This is a genomic window from Methyloversatilis universalis EHg5, from assembly GCF_000378945.1.
Taxonomy (GTDB): domain Bacteria; phylum Pseudomonadota; class Gammaproteobacteria; order Burkholderiales; family Rhodocyclaceae; genus Methyloversatilis; species Methyloversatilis universalis_A.
This window is the reverse complement of sequence record NZ_KB900539.1, coordinates 513,060-530,715: the sequence shown is the minus strand read 5'-3', so window position 1 is coordinate 530,715 and position 17,656 is coordinate 513,060. Positions and strand designations below refer to the sequence as shown.

At 65.1% G+C, this 17,656-nt stretch carries 17 protein-coding genes; 12 read left to right on the top strand and 5 right to left on the bottom strand.

Annotation, left to right across the window (positions count from 1 at the left end):
* Positions 1 to 44: 44 nt before the first annotated feature.
* The 3 genes from coxB to mpl form a co-directional block, all read right to left on the bottom strand.
* Complete coding sequence (coxB, locus tag METUNV2_RS0102405; RefSeq protein ID WP_018227923.1) at positions 45 to 1,097, bottom strand: cytochrome c oxidase subunit II; 1,053 nt, start codon at positions 1,095 to 1,097, stop codon at positions 45 to 47.
* Between the two features lie 136 nt (positions 1,098 to 1,233).
* Positions 1,234 to 1,704, bottom strand: a complete 471-nt coding sequence (locus METUNV2_RS0102400; protein WP_232415593.1) for a DUF2244 domain-containing protein — start codon at positions 1,702 to 1,704, stop codon at positions 1,234 to 1,236.
* A 119-nt stretch (positions 1,705 to 1,823) separates the two neighbouring features.
* On the bottom strand, positions 1,824 to 3,173 hold the full coding sequence (mpl, locus tag METUNV2_RS0102395; protein ID WP_018227921.1) for a UDP-N-acetylmuramate:L-alanyl-gamma-D-glutamyl-meso-diaminopimelate ligase: 1,350 nt from the start codon (positions 3,171 to 3,173) through the stop codon (positions 1,824 to 1,826).
* A 19-nt stretch (positions 3,174 to 3,192) separates the two neighbouring features.
* On the opposite strand from mpl, the gene METUNV2_RS0102390 reads away from it, so the two are divergent.
* The 11 genes from METUNV2_RS0102390 (at position 3,193) to METUNV2_RS0102340 (ending at position 12,488) form a co-directional block, all read left to right on the top strand.
* Positions 3,193 to 3,816, top strand: a complete 624-nt coding sequence (locus tag METUNV2_RS0102390) for a nucleotidyltransferase (protein WP_232415592.1) — start codon at positions 3,193 to 3,195, stop codon at positions 3,814 to 3,816.
* Positions 3,813 to 4,349, top strand: coding sequence for a TlpA family protein disulfide reductase (locus METUNV2_RS0102385; RefSeq protein ID WP_018227919.1), 537 nt, complete (start codon positions 3,813 to 3,815; stop codon positions 4,347 to 4,349). Before METUNV2_RS0102390 ends, METUNV2_RS0102385 begins: the two co-directional genes overlap by 4 nt.
* A 156-nt stretch (positions 4,350 to 4,505) precedes the next feature.
* Positions 4,506 to 5,024, top strand: coding sequence for a type II 3-dehydroquinate dehydratase (aroQ, locus tag METUNV2_RS0102380; protein WP_018227918.1), 519 nt, complete (start codon positions 4,506 to 4,508; stop codon positions 5,022 to 5,024).
* 43 nt (positions 5,025 to 5,067) lie between these two features.
* Entirely contained in the window at positions 5,068 to 5,523 is a 456-nt protein-coding gene (gene accB / locus METUNV2_RS0102375) for an acetyl-CoA carboxylase biotin carboxyl carrier protein (protein ID WP_018227917.1), read from the top strand.
* 11 nt (positions 5,524 to 5,534) lie between these two features.
* Positions 5,535 to 6,896 (top strand): acetyl-CoA carboxylase biotin carboxylase subunit, encoded by a 1,362-nt coding sequence (gene accC / locus METUNV2_RS0102370; RefSeq protein ID WP_018227916.1) that lies wholly within the window; start codon positions 5,535 to 5,537, stop codon positions 6,894 to 6,896.
* 21 nt (positions 6,897 to 6,917) lie between these two features.
* Complete coding sequence (gene prmA, locus METUNV2_RS0102365; RefSeq protein ID WP_026187811.1) at positions 6,918 to 7,832, top strand: 50S ribosomal protein L11 methyltransferase; 915 nt, start codon at positions 6,918 to 6,920, stop codon at positions 7,830 to 7,832.
* Positions 7,832 to 9,163 carry a DUF3426 domain-containing protein gene (locus METUNV2_RS0102360; protein ID WP_018227914.1) on the top strand — a complete coding sequence of 444 codons (1,332 nt, stop codon included), beginning with the start codon at positions 7,832 to 7,834 and terminating at the stop codon, positions 9,161 to 9,163. Before prmA ends, METUNV2_RS0102360 begins: the two co-directional genes overlap by 1 nt.
* A 73-nt stretch (positions 9,164 to 9,236) precedes the next feature.
* Positions 9,237 to 9,740: a thiol peroxidase gene (gene tpx / locus METUNV2_RS0102355; protein WP_018227913.1), complete on the top strand. Its 504-nt coding sequence runs from the start codon at positions 9,237 to 9,239 to the stop codon at positions 9,738 to 9,740.
* A 61-nt stretch (positions 9,741 to 9,801) separates the two neighbouring features.
* Complete coding sequence (locus METUNV2_RS0102350; protein ID WP_018227912.1) at positions 9,802 to 10,179, top strand: diacylglycerol kinase; 378 nt, start codon at positions 9,802 to 9,804, stop codon at positions 10,177 to 10,179.
* A 244-nt stretch (positions 10,180 to 10,423) separates the two neighbouring features.
* A complete protein-coding gene (locus METUNV2_RS0102345; RefSeq protein ID WP_018227911.1) occupies positions 10,424 to 11,845 on the top strand; it encodes a PAS domain S-box protein in 1,422 nt (473 codons plus the stop codon).
* 25 nt (positions 11,846 to 11,870) lie between these two features.
* A complete protein-coding gene (locus tag METUNV2_RS0102340) occupies positions 11,871 to 12,488 on the top strand; it encodes an ANTAR domain-containing response regulator (protein ID WP_018227910.1) in 618 nt (205 codons plus the stop codon).
* A gap of 459 nt (positions 12,489 to 12,947) precedes the next feature.
* On the opposite strand, the gene METUNV2_RS0102335 is transcribed toward METUNV2_RS0102340, so the two are convergent.
* Entirely contained in the window at positions 12,948 to 14,654 is a 1,707-nt protein-coding gene (locus METUNV2_RS0102335; RefSeq protein WP_026187810.1) for an APC family permease, read from the bottom strand.
* A 56-nt stretch (positions 14,655 to 14,710) separates the two neighbouring features.
* On the bottom strand, positions 14,711 to 15,460 hold the full coding sequence (locus METUNV2_RS0102330; protein WP_018227908.1) for a TorF family putative porin: 750 nt from the start codon (positions 15,458 to 15,460) through the stop codon (positions 14,711 to 14,713).
* 746 nt (positions 15,461 to 16,206) lie between these two features.
* Here METUNV2_RS0102330 and METUNV2_RS0102325 point away from each other — a divergent pair.
* A complete protein-coding gene (locus tag METUNV2_RS0102325; protein ID WP_018227907.1) occupies positions 16,207 to 17,568 on the top strand; it encodes a flavin-containing monooxygenase in 1,362 nt (453 codons plus the stop codon).
* Positions 17,569 to 17,656: the final 88 nt, after the last annotated feature.

The window sequence follows — 17,656 nt, the reverse complement described above, 5'->3', positions numbered from 1 at the left end:
GTCTCCCGAAATCTAGAAATTGACTGAACGTTCAGAGAGGCCGCTTACTCGCGCGCCATCTTGATGTCCGACGGTTGGATCACTTCGCCGGTCTTGTTGCTCCAGCTGTTGCGCGTGTAGGTGATCACCGCGGCAAGGTCGGTATCGCTCATGTGCTTGAACGATGCCATCGCGGTGCCCTGACGGCCATGCAGCAGCACGCCGATCTGGCCGTCCTGCGGGCCGAGCACGACCTTGGAGCCGTCGAGCGCCGGGAAGGCCGGCGGCAGGCCCTGGCCATTGGCCTGGTGACAGGCAGCGCAATTGGCGGCAAAAACCTTCTCGCCACGCGGAGCCAGTTCCTCAACCGTGTACATCTTGTTCGGATCGTCAGCGGCAGCGGCCTGCTCGGCCTTCTTCTTCTCGGTCCAGGCGGCGTATTCCTCTTCGGTCACGACCTTGACGACGATGGGCATGTAGCCATGGTCCTTGCCGCACAGTTCTGCGCACTGACCACGGAAAGTGCCGGTCTTCTCGGCACGGAACCAGGTATCACGGATGAAGCCCGGAACGGCATCCTGCTTCACCGCCAGCGCGGGCACCCACCATGCGTGGATCACGTCGTTGGCCGTGGTCAGGATGCGGACCTTCTTGCCGACCGGCACGACCAGCTCGTTGTCGACCTCGAGCAGGTAATCGACGGTCTTTTCGGCTTCGTTGCGGATCTGCGGTTGCGGGGTCGACAGGCTGCTGGTGAAGCTGATGCCTTCGCCCGCGCCCTTCAGGTAGTCATAGCCCCACTTCCACTGGTAGCCGGTGGCCTTGATGGTGATGTCGGGATTGCTGGTGTCGCGCATCGCGAGGATGGTCTTGGTCGCCGGCCAGGCCATGCCCAGCAGGATGAACACCGGAACGATGGTCCAGAGGATTTCGACCGTGGTGCTTTCATGGAAGGTCGCGGCCTTGTAGCCCGCCGACTTGCGGTGCACGAACACCGACCAGAACATCACGCCGAAAACGGCGACGAAAATGACGCCACAGACAATGGTCATCAGCAGGTGCAGGTCATACACCTTGTGACCCAGTTCGGTGATCGGCTCCTGCAGGTTGAGCCTCATTTCCGCCTGGGCGAGCCCAGCCAGCAGAAACAACCCCATCCCGGCCCATGCCCGACGGGCGATGGACGAGCCACCTCTTGATAGCGCCATATTGCAACCCCAGATATATGTTGTGATTGATTCTGAAACCGCGGTCTTAAAACCGTTTTTCCCGCAATCTAGCCGACAGCTCCCGCGCCAGCAACTCGCGGTCTCCCTCATCCAGATAGCGCCCCACCACGATCTGATGATCGCGGCAGCGCACGACAACTTCGGAACCCAGGCCTACCCTGCGTGTCTCCACCCGGGCCCATGCGGGCACAAATTCATGCCTGCAGACGCGATCTCTTTCGCACAGCTCCACCACGAGACGGTCGTCATCGAGATGGATGCGCTCGAAATCTCCCACGCGCCTGCCGAACGCAACGAAGGCAATACCCAGCGCACCGATTTCGATTCCCGCGAACGGGAACACCCACCAGACGCCGACCATTGCCCAGGCCGTCGCGATCGCGAGGGACAACACAGCCGTGACCAGGAAGAAAACCAGAAGCGCGCGCGGCGACAACGAACAGTTGCGTCGCGCAACGATGCTGAACCCGTTGGATTGGCTGAACACTGCGGACACTGCACCACCGCCCCGAAAGTGTTATCTCCCCTGACACGGCTTCTGCTGGCCGCTTAACAGGCATAAGCTAACACGGGTATTGATCCTTATCAATATTGCCCCGCACCATGTCAGTGCCCTCAGCGGGGCTGCGCGAGCTTCTGCAGCAGCCGGCCGTGGATGCCACCGAAGCCGCCATTGCTCATCACCAGCACGTGATCTCCCGGCTGCGCATCCCGCGCAATCCATGACACGAGCTCATCGACCGACGCCCCCACCTTTGCCCGCTCTCCCAGCGGCGACAAGGCTTCCGCGGCATCCCAGCCAAGCGCACTGCCACCCAGGCAGTAACAGACATCAGCCTCTTCCAGCGCTGCCGGCAGGCGCGCTTTCATGACACCGAGCTTCATCGTATTGGAGCGCGGCTCGATCACCGCCAGGATCCGCGAACGCCCGACCACCGAACGCAGCGCACGCAGCGTTTCGTCAATCGCGGTCGGGTGATGGGCGAAATCGTCGTAGACGGTCACCCCACCCGCTTCGCCCACCCGCTCCAGCCGGCGGCGTATGCCGCCGAAGTCGGCCAGCGAAGCCAGCGCGTGCTCCGGCCGCACGCCGGCATGACGTGCCGCCAGCATGGCGGCCAGCGCGTTGTTCGCATTGTGGCGACCTGGCATCGAAAGACGGCCGGCAACCCGCTCGCCCGTCGGGCCGACCACAGACAGCTCATCACCGGTCGATTCGACCTGCCAACCCGCCGCATCGTTGAACCACTCGATTTCGCTCCACAGACCGCGCGCCATCACACGCTTCAGTGATTCCTCGCCGCCGTTCGCAATCACCCGGCCGAGGCGCGGCATGGTGCGCACGAGATGATGGAATTGCGTTTCGATCGCAGCCAGATCAGCAAAGATGTCGGCATGATCGAACTCAAGATTGTTGAGGATCGCGGTGCGCGGCCGGTAGTGCACGAACTTGGAGCGCTTGTCGCAGAAGGCGGTGTCGTATTCGTCCGCCTCAATCACGAAGAATGGCGCGTCGCCGAGCCGGGCGGACACGCCGAAATTCTGCGGCACCCCCCCGATCAGGAAGCCGGGCTTCAGTCCGGCTGCCTCCAGCATCCAGGCCAGCATCGATGTGGTGGTGGTCTTGCCATGCGTACCGGCCACCGCCAGCACCCAGCGTCCGGCCAGCACGTGTTCGGCGAGCCACTGAGGTCCTGAAACATAAGACAGCCCGCGATCGAGGATTTCCTCCAGCAGCGGATTGCCGCGCGACACCGCATTGCCCACCACGAACACGTCCGGTGCCAGTCCGATCTGCCCCGGGTCGTAGCCCTCGATCAGTTCGATACCCAGACTTTCCAGCTGGGTACTCATCGGCGGATAGACATTGGCGTCGCATCCGGTAACGCGGTGCCCCGCCTCCCGTGCCAGCGCGGCGATACCGCCCATGAAGGTGCCGCAGATGCCGAGGATGTGAATGTGCATGGTGGAGCGATGTGACAGAATGGCTGGGGATTCTACCAACCCGCCTCACCTTTCCCTGCTGCACCCGACCATGCGCCCCAGCAACATCCGACGCCAGATCGCCAGTGCCGCAGCACGCCTGATCGCGGAAGAAGGCATGCGCGACTACGGCATGGCCAAGCGCAAGGCCGCACGCCAGCTCGGCGTCGGCCCGAACGAGGAATTGCCCACCAACGCCGAGATCGAGGAGGCGGTGCGCGAATACCAGGCCCTCTATTTCGCGGACGAACAGCCGGAGCAGCTGCGTACGCTGCGCAACGCGACGCTTGAACTGATGGTTGAGCTGAACCGCTTCAAGCCCTACGCCACCGGCAGCGTGGTCGATGGCACCGCCGGGCGCTTCTCGGCCATCGAACTGCAGGTGTTCGCCGACAGTGCCAAGGAAGTCGAGGTGTTCCTGCTGAACAACGGCGTCGATTTCGACAGCCGCGACCCGCGCCGACCCGACCGCAACAGCCCGGAAACCACGCTGCTGTTCGACTGGGACGACCTGCCGGTCGAACTTTCGGTCTTCCCCTCCGGTCTGGAGCGTTCGCGCAGCCGTGAACGGATGCGCGCTGAATCGCTGCGCGCGCTGCTCGACAAGGAAGAGGAAACCGAATGAACGCATGGACGCGCCGCGGCCTGATCGCCGCGGTGAGTGCCAGCGCAGGCCTGGCCGGCATCTGGTTTGGCCAGAGCCGCCTGCCCGCGCTGACGCCCGCCACCGCCGGTGACGCCGAGCGACTGGAAGCAATGAAACTGGCCGATGCCGAAGGCAGGCCCATGCCCTTCTCCGCCTGGCGCGACCGGGTTCGCGTAGTGAATTTCTGGGCCACCTGGTGTGCGCCGTGTCGCGAGGAAATGCCCGCCTTCTCCCGCCTGTCAGAGAAGTACGCTGCACGCGGCGTTCAATTTGTCGGCATCAGCATCGACAATGCCGACAACGTGCGCCGTTATCTGCAGGAAGAAAGGATCGCCTATCCACTGCTGATCGGTGGCGCGGACGCGATACAGCTGTCGGCCGATCTGGGCAACACGCAGCAGGCCATGCCTTTCACCGTCATCTTCTCGCGCGACGGGAAGATCGTCGAACGCAAGCTCGGCGCCTACAAGGAAGCCGAACTGGACGCCATCCTGCAGGCCCGGACGCAGTAGCGCACAGCCGCCGGACACCGGCCCGGCCGTCGCCTGGACAACCGCCTCACCCGGATCCACGGTTGCACGAAACGGGTCGGCGCCAGCACGACGCGGCTGCACGGGCAGAATACCCTTGCTGGACAATCTGACGCGAATTCCGGCAAACTTGCCGCCATGCAGCCCACAACGCGCCGCAAGGCGACCAAACCTGCCACGCAGCCGGCCGCCGCGGAAAGCGGTGCGAACGCCCGCCGCATCCTCGTGCTGCACGGGCCCAACCTGAATCTGCTGGGCACGCGCGAACCGGAAATCTACGGCCATCTGACGCTCGCCGACATCGACGCGAAGCTGAAGGTGGTTGCGCTGGGCGTCGGCGTCACGCTGGAGTGTTTCCAGAGCAATCACGAAGGCGATCTGGTCAGCCGCATCCAGGCCGCACGCGGCGAGGGTGTGAACTTCATCGTGATCAACCCGGCGGCCTACACGCACACCAGCGTCGCCATCCGTGACGCACTGGCTGCAGTCGCCATTCCGTTCGTCGAGGTACATCTGTCGAACGTGCATGCGCGGGAAGCCTTCCGTCACCACTCCTACCTGTCGGACATCGCGGTCGGCGTGGTGTGCGGCCTCGGCGCCTACGGCTACGAAGCTGCGCTCGAATTCGCGCTGCGGCGTCTCGGCAGCAAACAATAATCACTCGCCGGTCCGACGAGGCCGGCTCACGCGGGGAAACACCATGGATTTGCGCAAACTCAAGAAACTGATCGACCTGGTGCAGGAATCGGGCATTTCCGAACTGGAAGTGACCGAAGGCGAAGAGAAGGTCCGTATCGCCAAGCACCTGCCCGCCCCGGTCGCTCAGGCCACCTACGTCGCCGCGCCGGCGCCGGTTGCCGCAGCGCCCGCTCCCGCGGCGGCTGCAGCCCCGGCCGCTGCAGCCGAAAGCGCACTGCCTGAAGGCCATGTCGTGAAATCGCCGATGGTGGGCAGCTTCTATCGCTCCGCCACGCCCGGCGGCAAGGCCTTCGTCGACGTCGGCCAGACCGTTGCCGCCGGCGAAACGCTGTGCATCATCGAAGCGATGAAGCTGATGAACGAGATCGAATCCGACGCCGCCGGCGTCGTGAAGGCCGTTCTGGTCGAGAACGGCCAGCCGGTCGAATACGGCCAGCCGCTGTTCATCATCGGCTGAGCGACCGCCCCATGTTCGGAAAGATACTGATCGCGAACCGCGGCGAAATCGCGCTGCGCATCCTGCGCGCCTGCCGCGAACTGGGCATCCGCACGGTGGCGGTGCACTCCGAGGCCGACACCGAGGCGAAGTACGTCAGGCTGGCCGACGAATCGGTCTGCATCGGGCCGGCACCGTCTGGCCAGTCCTACCTGAATATCCCGGCCATCATTTCGGCGGCAGAAGTGACCGACGCCGAAGCGATCCATCCGGGCTACGGCTTCCTGTCGGAGAACGCCGATTTCGCCGAGCGCGTCGAGCGCAGCGGCTTCGTGTTCATCGGCCCGCGCCCGGAAACCATCACGCTGATGGGTGACAAGGTGTCGGCCAAGGACGCGATGAAGGCCGCCGGCGTGCCCTGCGTGCCCGGCTCGGACGGCGCGCTCGGCGACGACCCGAAGGAAATCGTGCGCATCGCGCGCAGCATCGGCTATCCGGTCATCATCAAGGCGGCCGGCGGCGGCGGCGGTCGCGGCATGCGCACGGTGCATACCGAGGCCGCGCTGATCAACGCAGTGCAGATGACCCGCACCGAAGCCGGCGCGGCGTTCAACAACCCGTCGGTCTACATGGAGAAGTTCCTCGAGAACCCGCGCCATGTGGAAATCCAGGTGCTGGCTGACGCACACGGCAACGCGGTGTATCTGGGCGAGCGCGACTGTTCGATGCAGCGCCGCCACCAGAAGATCATCGAGGAAGCGCCGGCGCCCGGCATTCCGGCCCGCCTGATCCAGCGCGTCGGCGAGCGTTGCGCCGAAGCCTGCCGCCGCATCAAGTACCGCGGCGCCGGCACCTTCGAATTCCTGTTCGAGAACGGCGAGTTCTATTTCATCGAAATGAACACCCGCATCCAGGTCGAGCATCCGGTGACCGAGCTGATTACCGGCATCGATCTGGTGCAGGAACAGATCCGCGTCGCGGCCGGTGAAAAACTGCGTTTCAAGCAGCGCGACATCAAGCTGACCGGCCACGCGCTGGAATGCCGCATCAACGCCGAAGACCCGTACAAGTTCACGCCCAGCCCGGGCAAGATCACCGGCTATCACCCGCCGGGTGGCCCCGGCGTGCGCGTCGATTCGCACGTGTACCAGGGCTACACGGTGCCGCCGCATTACGATTCGATGATCGGCAAGGTGATCACCTACGGCGATACCCGCGAACAGGCGATCCGCCGCATGCGCATCGCGCTGTCGGAAATGATCGTCAGCGGCATCAAGACCAACATCCCGCTGCACCAGGAGCTGATGCACGACAGCCGTTTCATGGACGGCGGCACCAGCATCCACTATCTGGAACAGAAACTCGCGGCGCAGGAAGCCGCCAAGGCGAAGTAAGTGGCGGACGAAGACGCAGGCATGAGCGACGCGCAGCAGGGCGGCGGCTGGATCACGGTCACGCTGCTGTCCGATTCCGGCAACGCCGAAGCGCTGTCTGACGCGCTGCTCGAAGCGGGCGCGCTGTCGGTGGACATCGAGGACGCCGACGCCGGCACGCCGGAAGAGAAACCGCAGTTCGGCGAGCCGGGCATGCCGGTGGCGGTCGAGCTGTGGCCGCATTCGCGCATCCACGCGCTGTTCGACCGCGACGCCGACTACGCGACCGCGATGGCCGAAGCGGCGGAAGCCGCCGGCCTGACCGCGCCGCCGCCCTACACCACCGCACCGCTGGACGAGCAGAACTGGGTGCGCATCACGCAGGCGCAGTTCGAGCCGATACCGGTATCGAAACGGCTGTGGATCGTGCCTTCGTGGCACGATCAGCCGGACCCGGCGGCGATCAACATCACGCTGGACCCGGGCATGGCGTTCGGCACCGGCTCGCACCCGACCACGCGCCTGTGCCTGGAATGGCTGGATTCGGTCATCGCCGGTGGCGAAACCGTGATCGACTATGGCTGCGGCTCGGGCATTCTGGCACTGGCGGCCGCCAAGCTGGGCGCAGCCCGGGTGACCGGTACCGACATCGACCCGCACGCGATGGATGCTGCCCGCTACAACGCCGAACGCAATGGTGCCACGCTCGAACTGCTGCATTCGCGCGAAAACATCGACCACACCGCCGACGTCGTGGTCGCCAACATCCTGGCCAATCCGCTCACCGTGCTGGCGCCGCTGCTGTGCGGTCTCACCCGCAGCGGCGGACGCATCGCGCTGTCCGGCATCCTCGCCGCGCAGACCGACATGGTGCGTGCCGCCTACCGCCCTGCTTTCGAACTGGAGGTGGCCGGTGAGCGCGAAGGCTGGGTGCTGCTGACCGGGACCCGCGCCTGATGCTCACCCGCTGCCCGGCCTGCGCCACCGTGTTCAGACTGGACACGGTACAGCTCCGGGCACGCGAAGGCCGGGTTCGCTGCGGCCGCTGTCACACCGTGTTCGACGCCGTCGACGCCATGGTCGAACTGCCGCTGCCGCGCAGTCCCGGCGCCACCACAGCGATCGACGACAGCCCGGCAAGCGAAGCGCCACCGCCGCCCGAGCAGAGCCACGCCACACTGAGCGTGCTGGCTGCCCCTGATATCGAAGCGCCCACCCCGTCGCCGGCCGACGTTGTCACCGACTGGCAGGCTGACGATCTGCCGGAAGACAGCGGCGATCTGCCGGCACCGGTGGCCGGCGAAAGCGTGGAATCGCTCGTCGAACGGACCACCGGATACTGGGCTGCGCAGAACGTCGTCGATGCCGGCAAACCGCCCGCAGACAACACGCCGGTCGACCACCCCGACCACAGGCCCAGCGATGACGACGCGGTCACGATAGATCTTGGCGCACCGCTGGACGACCTCGGCGACACGCCTGCAGACACGCCCGACCCGGACATCACGCAGCCGGTTCCGGTGGCCGAAATGCTGGCAGAGATCAACTCGGCGGACGAACTGCCCGCGGCGTCCGGTGCCATCGTTGAGGATGTCCCGTCTCCGGCGGCTGATGAACCTTTCCCCGAGCAGCCGGCCGAGCCCGCCGAGCGCCCGGACGACACGCCCTCTGCAGACAGTGGAAGTGCGCCCCGGCCCGCCGGGCCCGATCCACTGCTCGACGCACCGACCCGGCTGGAGCCGGTGCGCGACCCGGCAATGCAGCGCATACGCCGCGAGCTTTACGGCGACGCGGCACCGGCCCGCCGCAGCATCGCCGCCACCGTGCTGTGGACCACCGGCAGCACACTGCTCGCTCTGGCCGCCGTGGCCCAGCTCATCTATCTGTTCCGTACTGAACTGGCGGTCGCCCAGCCGGCGCTCAAGCCGGTGCTGGAGCGCGCCTGCGAACGTCTGGGCTGCAGCGTGCCGGCGCCGCGCCGCGCCGACCTGATCAGCATCGAATCGTCCGAACTGAACCCGGACGCGCAGCGTGCACCGCTGCTCAGGCTGAACGCGCTGCTGCGCAACGGCGCCGCCTTCCCGCAGGCCTGGCCACATCTGGAGCTGACACTGACCGACAACGCCGACCGGCCGGTGATACGGCGGGCCATCGCCCCCGAAGACTATCTGCCTGCGGCCGACCGTCCCGAAACCTTCACGGGAAACTCGGAACATGCAGTCAGCCTGCTGGTCGATCCGGGCACGGCATCCGCCGGTGGCTACCGGCTCTACGTATTCCATCCCTGATCGTCAGGATCGGGGCATACCGCAGTCCGCACGCCGTTAAGGTGCGCATCACACCACGCCAGGAGGAAACGACATGACCCAGACCATCACGCTCGGCGGCAACCCCATTCACCTCGCCGGCCATTTCCCGGCCAAGGGCAGCAAGGCGCCGGCGTTCTCGCTGGTCGGCACCGATCTGGCCGACGTATCGCTGGCCAGCCTTGCCGGCAAGCGCAAGGTGCTCAACATCGTGCCCAGCCTGGACACGCCGGTCTGCCAGACCTCCACCCGCAAGTTCAACGAACAGGCCGGCAACATCGCCAACACCGTGGTGCTGGTCATTTCGGCCGACCTGCCGTTCGCGATGAAGCGCTTCTGCGAAACCGAAGGCCTGCAGAACGTGCAGTCGCTGTCCACGCTGCGCGGCCGCGAATTCATGGCCAACTACGGCGTGGAAATCATCGACGGCCCGCTGGCTGGCCTGACCGCACGCGCAGTGCTGGTACTGGACGCCGACGACACCGTGCTGCACGCCGAGCTGGTGCCCGAAATCAAGCAGGAACCGGACTACGCCGCCGCACTGGCAGCCCTCCGCTGATCCGTTTCGGCCGGGCGGCGCCACGCGCGCTGCCCGCCTCCCCTCAGGAACACTGAAATCCATGCAGGAAAGTCCGTTCAAGGGCAAGACCGGGCTGCGCCGGCTGATCAATGCCGCTGGCTACTCGGCGGCCGGCCTGCGCGCCGCCTTCCGCCACGAAGACGCCTTCCGCCAGGAAGTGGTGGCGGCGCTGGTGCTCATCCCGCTGGCGCTGTGGCTGGGCAACTCGGGCAGCGAACGCGCGCTGCTGTGCTTCAGCGTGCTGGCGGTGCTCATTGTCGAACTGCTCAATTCGGCGGTCGAGGCCACGGTGGACCGCATTTCACTGGAAAACCACCAGCTCGCCAAACGGGCCAAGGACATCGGCTCGGCCGCGGTCATGGTGGCGCTGCTCAACGCCGGACTGGTGTGGGCCCTGGTGCTGGCCGACCATTTCTGAACGCGCGTTCACCTTTCGCTCGCAAGACCGGAACCATGCGATAAAATGATCCGTTAATGAAGCAAGCCGGACGTCAGATCCGGTCCGAACGGACAGCAGTCGTGCCGCGCCCGACCCCCGCGCAGCACCGTCTATGTCGGAGCTTCGGCACAACGGCATACAGGGGGCGCCACTCATGGCCCGCAGCACACCTATTCCGGTTGCGTCCCGGCACTTGGGGTCGGGGGCGACAGGCACCGTTTCGGTGCAGGCCGCTGCGCCACTCGCCCCTCAATATCCCAAAGACATAGACCGGCCGGCATGGCAGCCGCTGTTCGACGGCGTGCCGGACGCCCTGTTCCTGCTTTCACCCGACGGCGAACTGCGTGACGCCAACGCCGCCGCCGAGGCGCTGCTTGGCTACCGGCGCGACGAGCTGGCCGGGCGTCCGGTATCGCAGATCCATCCGGCGAGCGAAACCGTGCGCATCGCTGCGGCTTTCGACCAGGTCCGCACTGTCGGCAGCGCCCGCTACGACGACGGTCTGATCGTCGCGCGCGACGGCGAAATCATTCCGGTGGACGTCAGCGGCGCACGCATCCATCTCGACGCCAGTGACTATGTGATCGCGGTGGTACGCGACATCCGGGCCCGCAAACGGGCGGAAGCGGAAATGCAGGCGGCGCAGGAGCGCTTCTACCTGCTGGCCGAGCACATCCGCGAAATCTTCTGGGTGAGCGATCCGCAGACCGGCCGCATCCATTACGGCAGCCCGGCCTTTTCCGAACTGACCTCGCTGTCCGGCGTTCCGAGCAGGGATGACATCGCGCACTGGCGCACGCTGATCGCACCACCCGACCGGCCACGATTCGACACCTTCCTGGCCGCGCAGTCGCAGGGCGACAACGCCCAGGTCGAGGTCCGGATGGTCGCCCCCGGCGGACAGCTCATGTGGCTGCACTGCCGCGCCTTCCCCTGGCAGCCACAGGGCGGCCGGGTGCGGGTGGCTGGCGTGGCCGAAGACATCACGGTACGCAAGCAGGCCGAGGCGCACACGCTGGCGCAGGCGGAGCGGCAGTCGGAAACTCTGGTGCGCGAGGCGCATCACAGGATGAAGAACAGCCTGCAGGGCGTGGTCGGTCTGCTGCGACGCTGCGCCGGCCAGCATCCGGGTCTGGCCAGCGCGCTGACCGGCGCCATCAGTCAGGTCAGGTCGATCGCGGTCATCCACGAACTGCAGGGCAGCCATCCGGGCGAACCGCTGGTGCTGGGCGATCTGCTGCGCATGATCGCCGGCAGCATCGAAGGCCTGTTCCAGTCGCCGGTGCGGCTGCAGGTGAATGACCGCAGCGGCGACACGCGCATCCTCGCCGACGCCGAAATGGTGCCGCTGGCCGTCGTGCTGAACGAACTGCTGATGAATGCGGTGAAACACCACCGCAGCGACGGAGACGAGGACGGCATCGGCATCGATCTCGAACTGTGCAGCGAAGGGGCACGCATCGTCATCGCCAATCACGGACGACTGCCCGAAGGATTCGACTTCCAGGCTCACCGGCACCTTGGTCAGGGCCTGGAACTGCTGGCGGCACTCCTGCCAGCCGAACATGCGGAACTGACCTACCGTCAGCACGCCGACCGGGTGCAGGCACACCTGCTTCTGCGCCCCCCCATCATCACGCTTTGAAGAGCGCTTTGAAGAGATTTCCAAGATGAGCACCCCACAGGACGAAGAACCGGACCAGCGCCCTCACCTGCTGCTGGTCGAGGACGACAGACTGATTTCCGCCACGCTGTCGGCCGGCCTGCGCGATCACGGCTACCGTGTCGCCGTCGCCCGTTCGGCCGAGGAGGCAATGCCCCAGATCGCGGAACACGCCTTCGATCTGGTCATTCTCGACGAACAGCTGCCGGGCATGTCGGGCCTGGAGCTGGCGGCGCTGCTCAACGCCCAGCTGTCGCTGCCGGTCATTTTCCTGACCGCATTCGGCGATCCGGGTCGGGTACGCAGCGCGGTGGAGCGCGGCGCACTGGGCTATCTGGTCAAGCCGATCGATGTGGAACAGCTGCTGCCTACGCTGCGTACCGCGCTGGCACGTTCGGAAGACCTGCGCCGCCTGCACCGCAACGGCCAGAACCTTCAGCGCGCGCTCGACGAGCGACGGGAAATCAGCATCGCGGTCGGCATCCTGATGGAACGCCTGCGCATCGAGCGGCAACCGGCTTTCGAAATGCTGCGCAAGACCGCGCGCACTCAGCGGCGCAAGATCGAGGACGTGGCACGGGATCTGATGCAGGCACCGGCCGAAAATCTGGCCCGGATGCGCTGACCAAAAAAAGACGCCGGCAGCGCATATCAGGAGGAGCTGATGTCGCATGCCGGCCCAAGGTGAGGAGAGCCGAGGGCTCCCGGGTTCCCTCGAGTGCGCCGGCCGGATGAAGCGCTGAAGCAGACGAAGTCTGCCCGGCCCGCCGGGACAGGCCTGCACCGGCCCGGTGCATGTGAAGCATTATTGCGATCACCCTGCTGGCCCACAATTCTCAAGAGGGAGTAAGCCATAGGGGGTAGAACCGCAGGCACCGCAATGACAGGCGGGTGACCCGTCCTTTTCCTGCGCCCCTCCCGGCACCCCGCTTCAGAATCCATGCGTGATGCATTCCGCATCACGCTCCCTGCACGACCGGACGGACGATGCAGCGGGTTCACGCAAAGAAAAAGGCCGCCCGGACATCAGTCCGGACGGCCCTTGCTGCGCCGCCTGCGGCGGACCGCAGGCGGTTCGCGGATCTCAGTACACCGCGAGGTTGTGCGCCACGATCACCACCACCACGCCAGCTGCCAGCGTGACGTAGGGCAGGATGCCGGCGCGTTTGCCGCCCTTGGGCAGCGCGTCACCGAGGTGCATGTCCTCGAGCATCGCATCCGGGAACTGGCCCTTGTCCTGCACATAGTGGCGGTACAGGAACACCGGGATGATGAGCGAGGCGAACACCAGACCGGCGGTCAGCGTGCCGGCACCGTAGATGTCGGCGCCCAGACCCATCAGCGACAGATTCACGAAGCCCAGGATGACGCCCAGTCCGAGCACGATCTTCGGTGCCTTGAACGGACGCTCCCAGTCCGGACGGTCGATGCGGTGGATCCAGCCGGAATTCAGGTTCAGGAAGTTGAACATGATGTAACCGACGTTGGAGCAGGCCAGCACGAACACATAGTCCGACATCAGCAGCAGGATGAGGTTGAAGCCGAGGTCGGTCCACATCGCGTGCGTCGGGGCGCCGTGCTCATTCACGTGCGACAGGTAGCGCGGCAGCCAGCCATCGACCGATGCCTGGTACAGCGTGCGCGACGAGCCGGCCATCGAGGTCATGATGGACAGCAGCACCGCCAGCACCAGCATCACCACCAGCAGGTTGGCCACGATCTCGCCACCGCCGACCATGTGCGACATCACGTTCGCCACGCCCATGCCGCTGTAGATTTCCGGGGCCAGCATGCCGCTGTAGACCGCCGGAGTCGACACCGTACCGTCGGCTTCCACCACCGGCGGGGTCACCACTTCACCCAGGCCCAGATGACCCTGGAAGGCCAGCGGAACCAGCGTGAACACCACGATGCACAGCAGGCCGGAATAGAAGATCGCCTTGAAGGTGTCCTTCTTCGGGTCCTTGAATTCGCGGGTGTAGCAGACCGCGGTTTCGAAGCCGTAGGTAGACCACGCAGCGATGAACAGGCCGCCCGCCATCAGCGTGATGCCGGCCATGTCCCAGGCACCGTCGATCACCAGCCCCTGCGCGTCGCGAGCGATCGGCAGCATCGGCGAGAAGTGGGCCGACGGAATGTCACCGGTCAGCAGCGGCACCAGCGCGATCAGCATCAGCGGAATCAGCGCGACCACACCCAGCACCATGGTGGTCCGTGCAGAGCGCAGGATGCCACCGTGTTGGATGGCAAACACCGCCAGCAGGATGACCACGCCGACCAGGAAGGTCGCGTTGATGCGCAGCGACAGCCCGGCCTTGATCGAACTCAGATCGACCAGCGTGAGCTGCCAGGTATTGATCGCGGCATCGGCCGGGAACAGCGCGCCGAGAATGTAGCCCGCGGCCAGCCCTGAACCGATGGCGAGCACCGGCGACCAGGCGAACCAGTTACACCACACGGACACCGGTGCGATCAGCTTGCTGTAGCGCACCCAGGCGACCGCGCCGTACACCGACGCGCCACCCGACTTGTGCGGGAACAGGCCGGCGATTTCGGCATAGGTGAAGGCCTGGATGAAACCGAAGCCGATCGACAGCGTCCACACCAGCCAGGACGGCTTGCCCACGGTCGCCGCGATGGCACCGATCGAAAACAGCACCAGCGCGGGCACGCCGCTGGCCACCCAGAATGCACCGGTCCAGTCGATCTTCCGGTGCAGCGCGGCATTTTCAGCCCGGCTGGCCGAAGCCCCGCCAGACATGCTGCCGATTACATCTGCATTGCTGCTCATGGTCATTTCCCTCGATACGAAAAGGGCGCCGGCTTACGCCGACGCCCAGGGATTCATCAGAAGGTGCGCTTGATGTAGGCGAGCCACTTGCTGTCGCCGGTGTCCTTGCAGCGGATGCCGTTGTCGCAGATGGTGTAGAAGTTCTTGTCGGCATTGGTGTCGATATAGGCCACCGCTGCCTGCCAGCCACCGTCGAAGCTCTTCGTCACGCCCACCTTCCAGTCGGTGAAGTTGTACTCCTCGTAGTTCTTCACCTTCTGGTGACCCACGTGCAGGTTCAGCTGCCACGTCGGCAGGAACTCGTAGTTCGCGTTCGCCTCGAGGTAGTGCGAACCATCCGAGTCGCCACGACCCAGACCGAAGGTCTTGTCGTTGAAACCGAAGTAGTCGGTCACCGAATGCGAGTACTTCAGCTGGATGAACTTCCAGGTCACCGCCGCGTTCAGTTCCAGCGTGTTCAGGCTCTCGCCCGACGGATCATACTTGCCGCCCGGGAAAATGAACTGCAGGAAGCCCACGTCAAACGTCCAGTCGCCGTAGGTCTTGGCATAGCCACCGTACACGTCGATCTCGCCGGTCGCGTTCGACAGCGCCAGATCGCTCACATTGGTGCCCCAGATGCCCAGATAGGCGCCGCTCTCGTGCGCGAAATCGAAGCCGCCCTGCACCGCCGGGTTTTCCTGCGTGTACGAAATGCCGCGGAAGATGTACTGCGAGAACACGCCGATGTTCGACGTGATGGTGTACGAAGGGGCCGGGGCCTCTTCCGCCTGCGCACAGAACGGTACGGCGAACAGCGCAAGCATGGCTGCGCCCAGGGTGCTGCGATGACGTCGATGATTTGACACGGAGTTCTCCCTCTGTTGATCCACGGTTTCGGGCGATTTGAGAAACGGAAGGCCTGCCCATAGCCAACCGGTTATGAGTCGGTCCGCGACCCGACGGCGCTGCCGGATGCGAACCTCGATACTCGGGACGGGGTGAAGCGGAGATGCCTCCGGCTGCGTCGATGCAGCCGGCGGACAGGAAAGGGCGGGCGGAGCGGACGCCGCAAGGCAGTCCGGCGAGCGGTGGTACGAATGGCAGTGGCGCTGCGTCACACTGATCTCCCCGCACTTCGCGACCGGCAGGAGTGCACGGTGTTGCGATGTCGGGCCGATTATTGGAAGCGCACAGTTGTCGGAACAATTCTCACAAGGGATTACCCACAAAGAGGTAAGCGCGCGCCCGGCTCCCTCTCCTGCTGCGCTTCTGAGCGCCGTCGCTGCATGCAGAAGGAATGACGCCCGGGCCGGCAACCGCGCCAGCGCCCACGATCCGAACACCCGCCCCCGCTGCGCAGCGTTCTCGCGGCAGCCGTATGCCGCAGCGCCGCAAAACCCCTTACCCCTTTGGGGGTAATCCCTCTTGAGAATTGTGGGGGTTGATCCGCCTTCGCATCATTCGCCGCACCTGAGACGCGGCGACAGTCCTGCGTCCAGCCCGCGACCGCGCGGACAGGAACATGCCGCGGTCGTATCCACACACGGACCACAGAAGAGGGATACAGATCATGAAGAAGCGCGTTGCCATCATCGGTGCCGGCCCCAGCGGCCTTGCCCAGCTCCGGGCCTTCCAGTCAGCCCAGGCCAAGGGTGCCGATATTCCCGAGATCGTCTGCTACGAAAAGCAGTCCGACTGGGGCGGCATGTGGAACTACACCTGGCGCACCGGCCTGGACGAGCACGGCGAGCCGGTGCACGGCAGCATGTACCGTTATCTGTGGTCCAACGGCCCGAAGGAATGTCTGGAATTCGCCGACTACACCTTCGACGAACACTTCGGTCGCCCGATGGGCTCCTACCCTCCGCGTGAAGTCCTGTGGGACTACATCAAGGGCCGCGTTGAAAAGGCCGGCGTGCGCAAGTACATCCGCTTCAACACCGCCGCCCGCAACGTCACCTTTGACGACGCGACCAAGAAGTTCACGGTCACCGTGCACAACTACGACCAGGACGTGACCTACTCGGAAGAGTTCGACTACGTCGTCGTCGCCAGCGGTCACTTCTCGACCCCGAACGTGCCCTACTTCCCGGGCTTCGAAAGCTTCGGCGGCCGCGTGCTGCACGCCCACGACTTCCGCGACGCGCTGGAATTCAAGGACAAGGACGTGCTCATCGTCGGCGCCAGCTACTCGGCGGAAGACATCGGCTCGCAGTGCTACAAGTACGGCGCCCGCTCGATCACCAGCTGCTACCGCACCAACCCGATGGGCTACAAGTGGCCCGCCAACTGGGAAGAGAAGCCGCAGCTGCTGCGCGTGGACGGCAAGACCGCGCACTTCGCCGACGGCACCAGCAAGCACATCGATGCAATCATCCTGTGCACCGGCTACAAGCACCATTTCCCCTTCCTGGCCGAAGAGCTGCGCCTGAAGACCGACAACCGCCTGTGGCCGCTCAATCTGTACAAGGGCATCATGTGGGAGGAGAACCCGCAGCTGATGTACCTGGGCATGCAGGATCAGTGGTACAGCTTCAACATGTTCGACGCCCAGGCCTGGTACGCGCGCGACGTCATTCTCGGCCGCCTGCCGGTGCCGTCGTACGAAGAGATGCACGCCGAGGACATGAAGTGGCGCGAAGAGGAACTGACGCTGGAAGACGCCCAGCAGATGTTCGAATTCCAGGGCAAGTACATCCAGCACCTGATCGATGGCACCGACTATCCGAGCTTCCCGATTCCCGAAGTGAACCGCACTTTCCTGGAATGGAAGCAGGACAAGTACGAAGACATCATGGGCTACCGCAACAAGTGCTACCGCTCGCTGATGACCGGCACCATGGCCACGCCGCACCACACCTCGTGGCTGGAAGCGCTCGACGACTCGCTCAAGGCCTATCTGAACGAGCCGGAATCGACCGAACAGGCCTGACGCGCCCAGGTCTGACGCCACCGCGCCGGACCTGCTGATCGATCCATCCTGACGCGACCCGGTCTGTCCGACCTCCCTCGGACACGCC

Bases quoted from the DNA above. Each gene is read 5' to 3' on its own strand.
- coxB (WP_018227923.1), bottom strand. From the start codon at position 1,097: ATGAGGCTCAACCTGCAGGAGCCGATCACCGAACTGGGTCACAAGGTG.
- mpl (WP_018227921.1), bottom strand. From the start codon at position 3,173: ATGCACATTCACATCCTCGGCATCTGCGGCACCTTCATGGGCGGTATC.
- METUNV2_RS0102390 (WP_232415592.1), top strand. From the start codon at position 3,193: ATGGCTGGGGATTCTACCAACCCGCCTCACCTTTCCCTGCTGCACCCG.
- METUNV2_RS0102385 (WP_018227919.1), top strand. From the start codon at position 3,813: ATGAACGCATGGACGCGCCGCGGCCTGATCGCCGCGGTGAGTGCCAGC.
- aroQ (WP_018227918.1), top strand. From the start codon at position 4,506: ATGCAGCCCACAACGCGCCGCAAGGCGACCAAACCTGCCACGCAGCCG.
- accB (WP_018227917.1), top strand. From the start codon at position 5,068: ATGGATTTGCGCAAACTCAAGAAACTGATCGACCTGGTGCAGGAATCG.
- accC (WP_018227916.1), top strand. From the start codon at position 5,535: ATGTTCGGAAAGATACTGATCGCGAACCGCGGCGAAATCGCGCTGCGC.
- prmA (WP_026187811.1), top strand. From the start codon at position 6,918: ATGAGCGACGCGCAGCAGGGCGGCGGCTGGATCACGGTCACGCTGCTG.
- METUNV2_RS0102360 (WP_018227914.1), top strand. From the start codon at position 7,832: ATGCTCACCCGCTGCCCGGCCTGCGCCACCGTGTTCAGACTGGACACG.
- tpx (WP_018227913.1), top strand. From the start codon at position 9,237: ATGACCCAGACCATCACGCTCGGCGGCAACCCCATTCACCTCGCCGGC.
- METUNV2_RS0102350 (WP_018227912.1), top strand. From the start codon at position 9,802: ATGCAGGAAAGTCCGTTCAAGGGCAAGACCGGGCTGCGCCGGCTGATC.
- METUNV2_RS0102340 (WP_018227910.1), top strand. From the start codon at position 11,871: ATGAGCACCCCACAGGACGAAGAACCGGACCAGCGCCCTCACCTGCTG.
- METUNV2_RS0102335 (WP_026187810.1), bottom strand. From the start codon at position 14,654: ATGAGCAGCAATGCAGATGTAATCGGCAGCATGTCTGGCGGGGCTTCG.
- METUNV2_RS0102330 (WP_018227908.1), bottom strand. From the start codon at position 15,460: ATGCTTGCGCTGTTCGCCGTACCGTTCTGTGCGCAGGCGGAAGAGGCC.
- METUNV2_RS0102325 (WP_018227907.1), top strand. From the start codon at position 16,207: ATGAAGAAGCGCGTTGCCATCATCGGTGCCGGCCCCAGCGGCCTTGCC.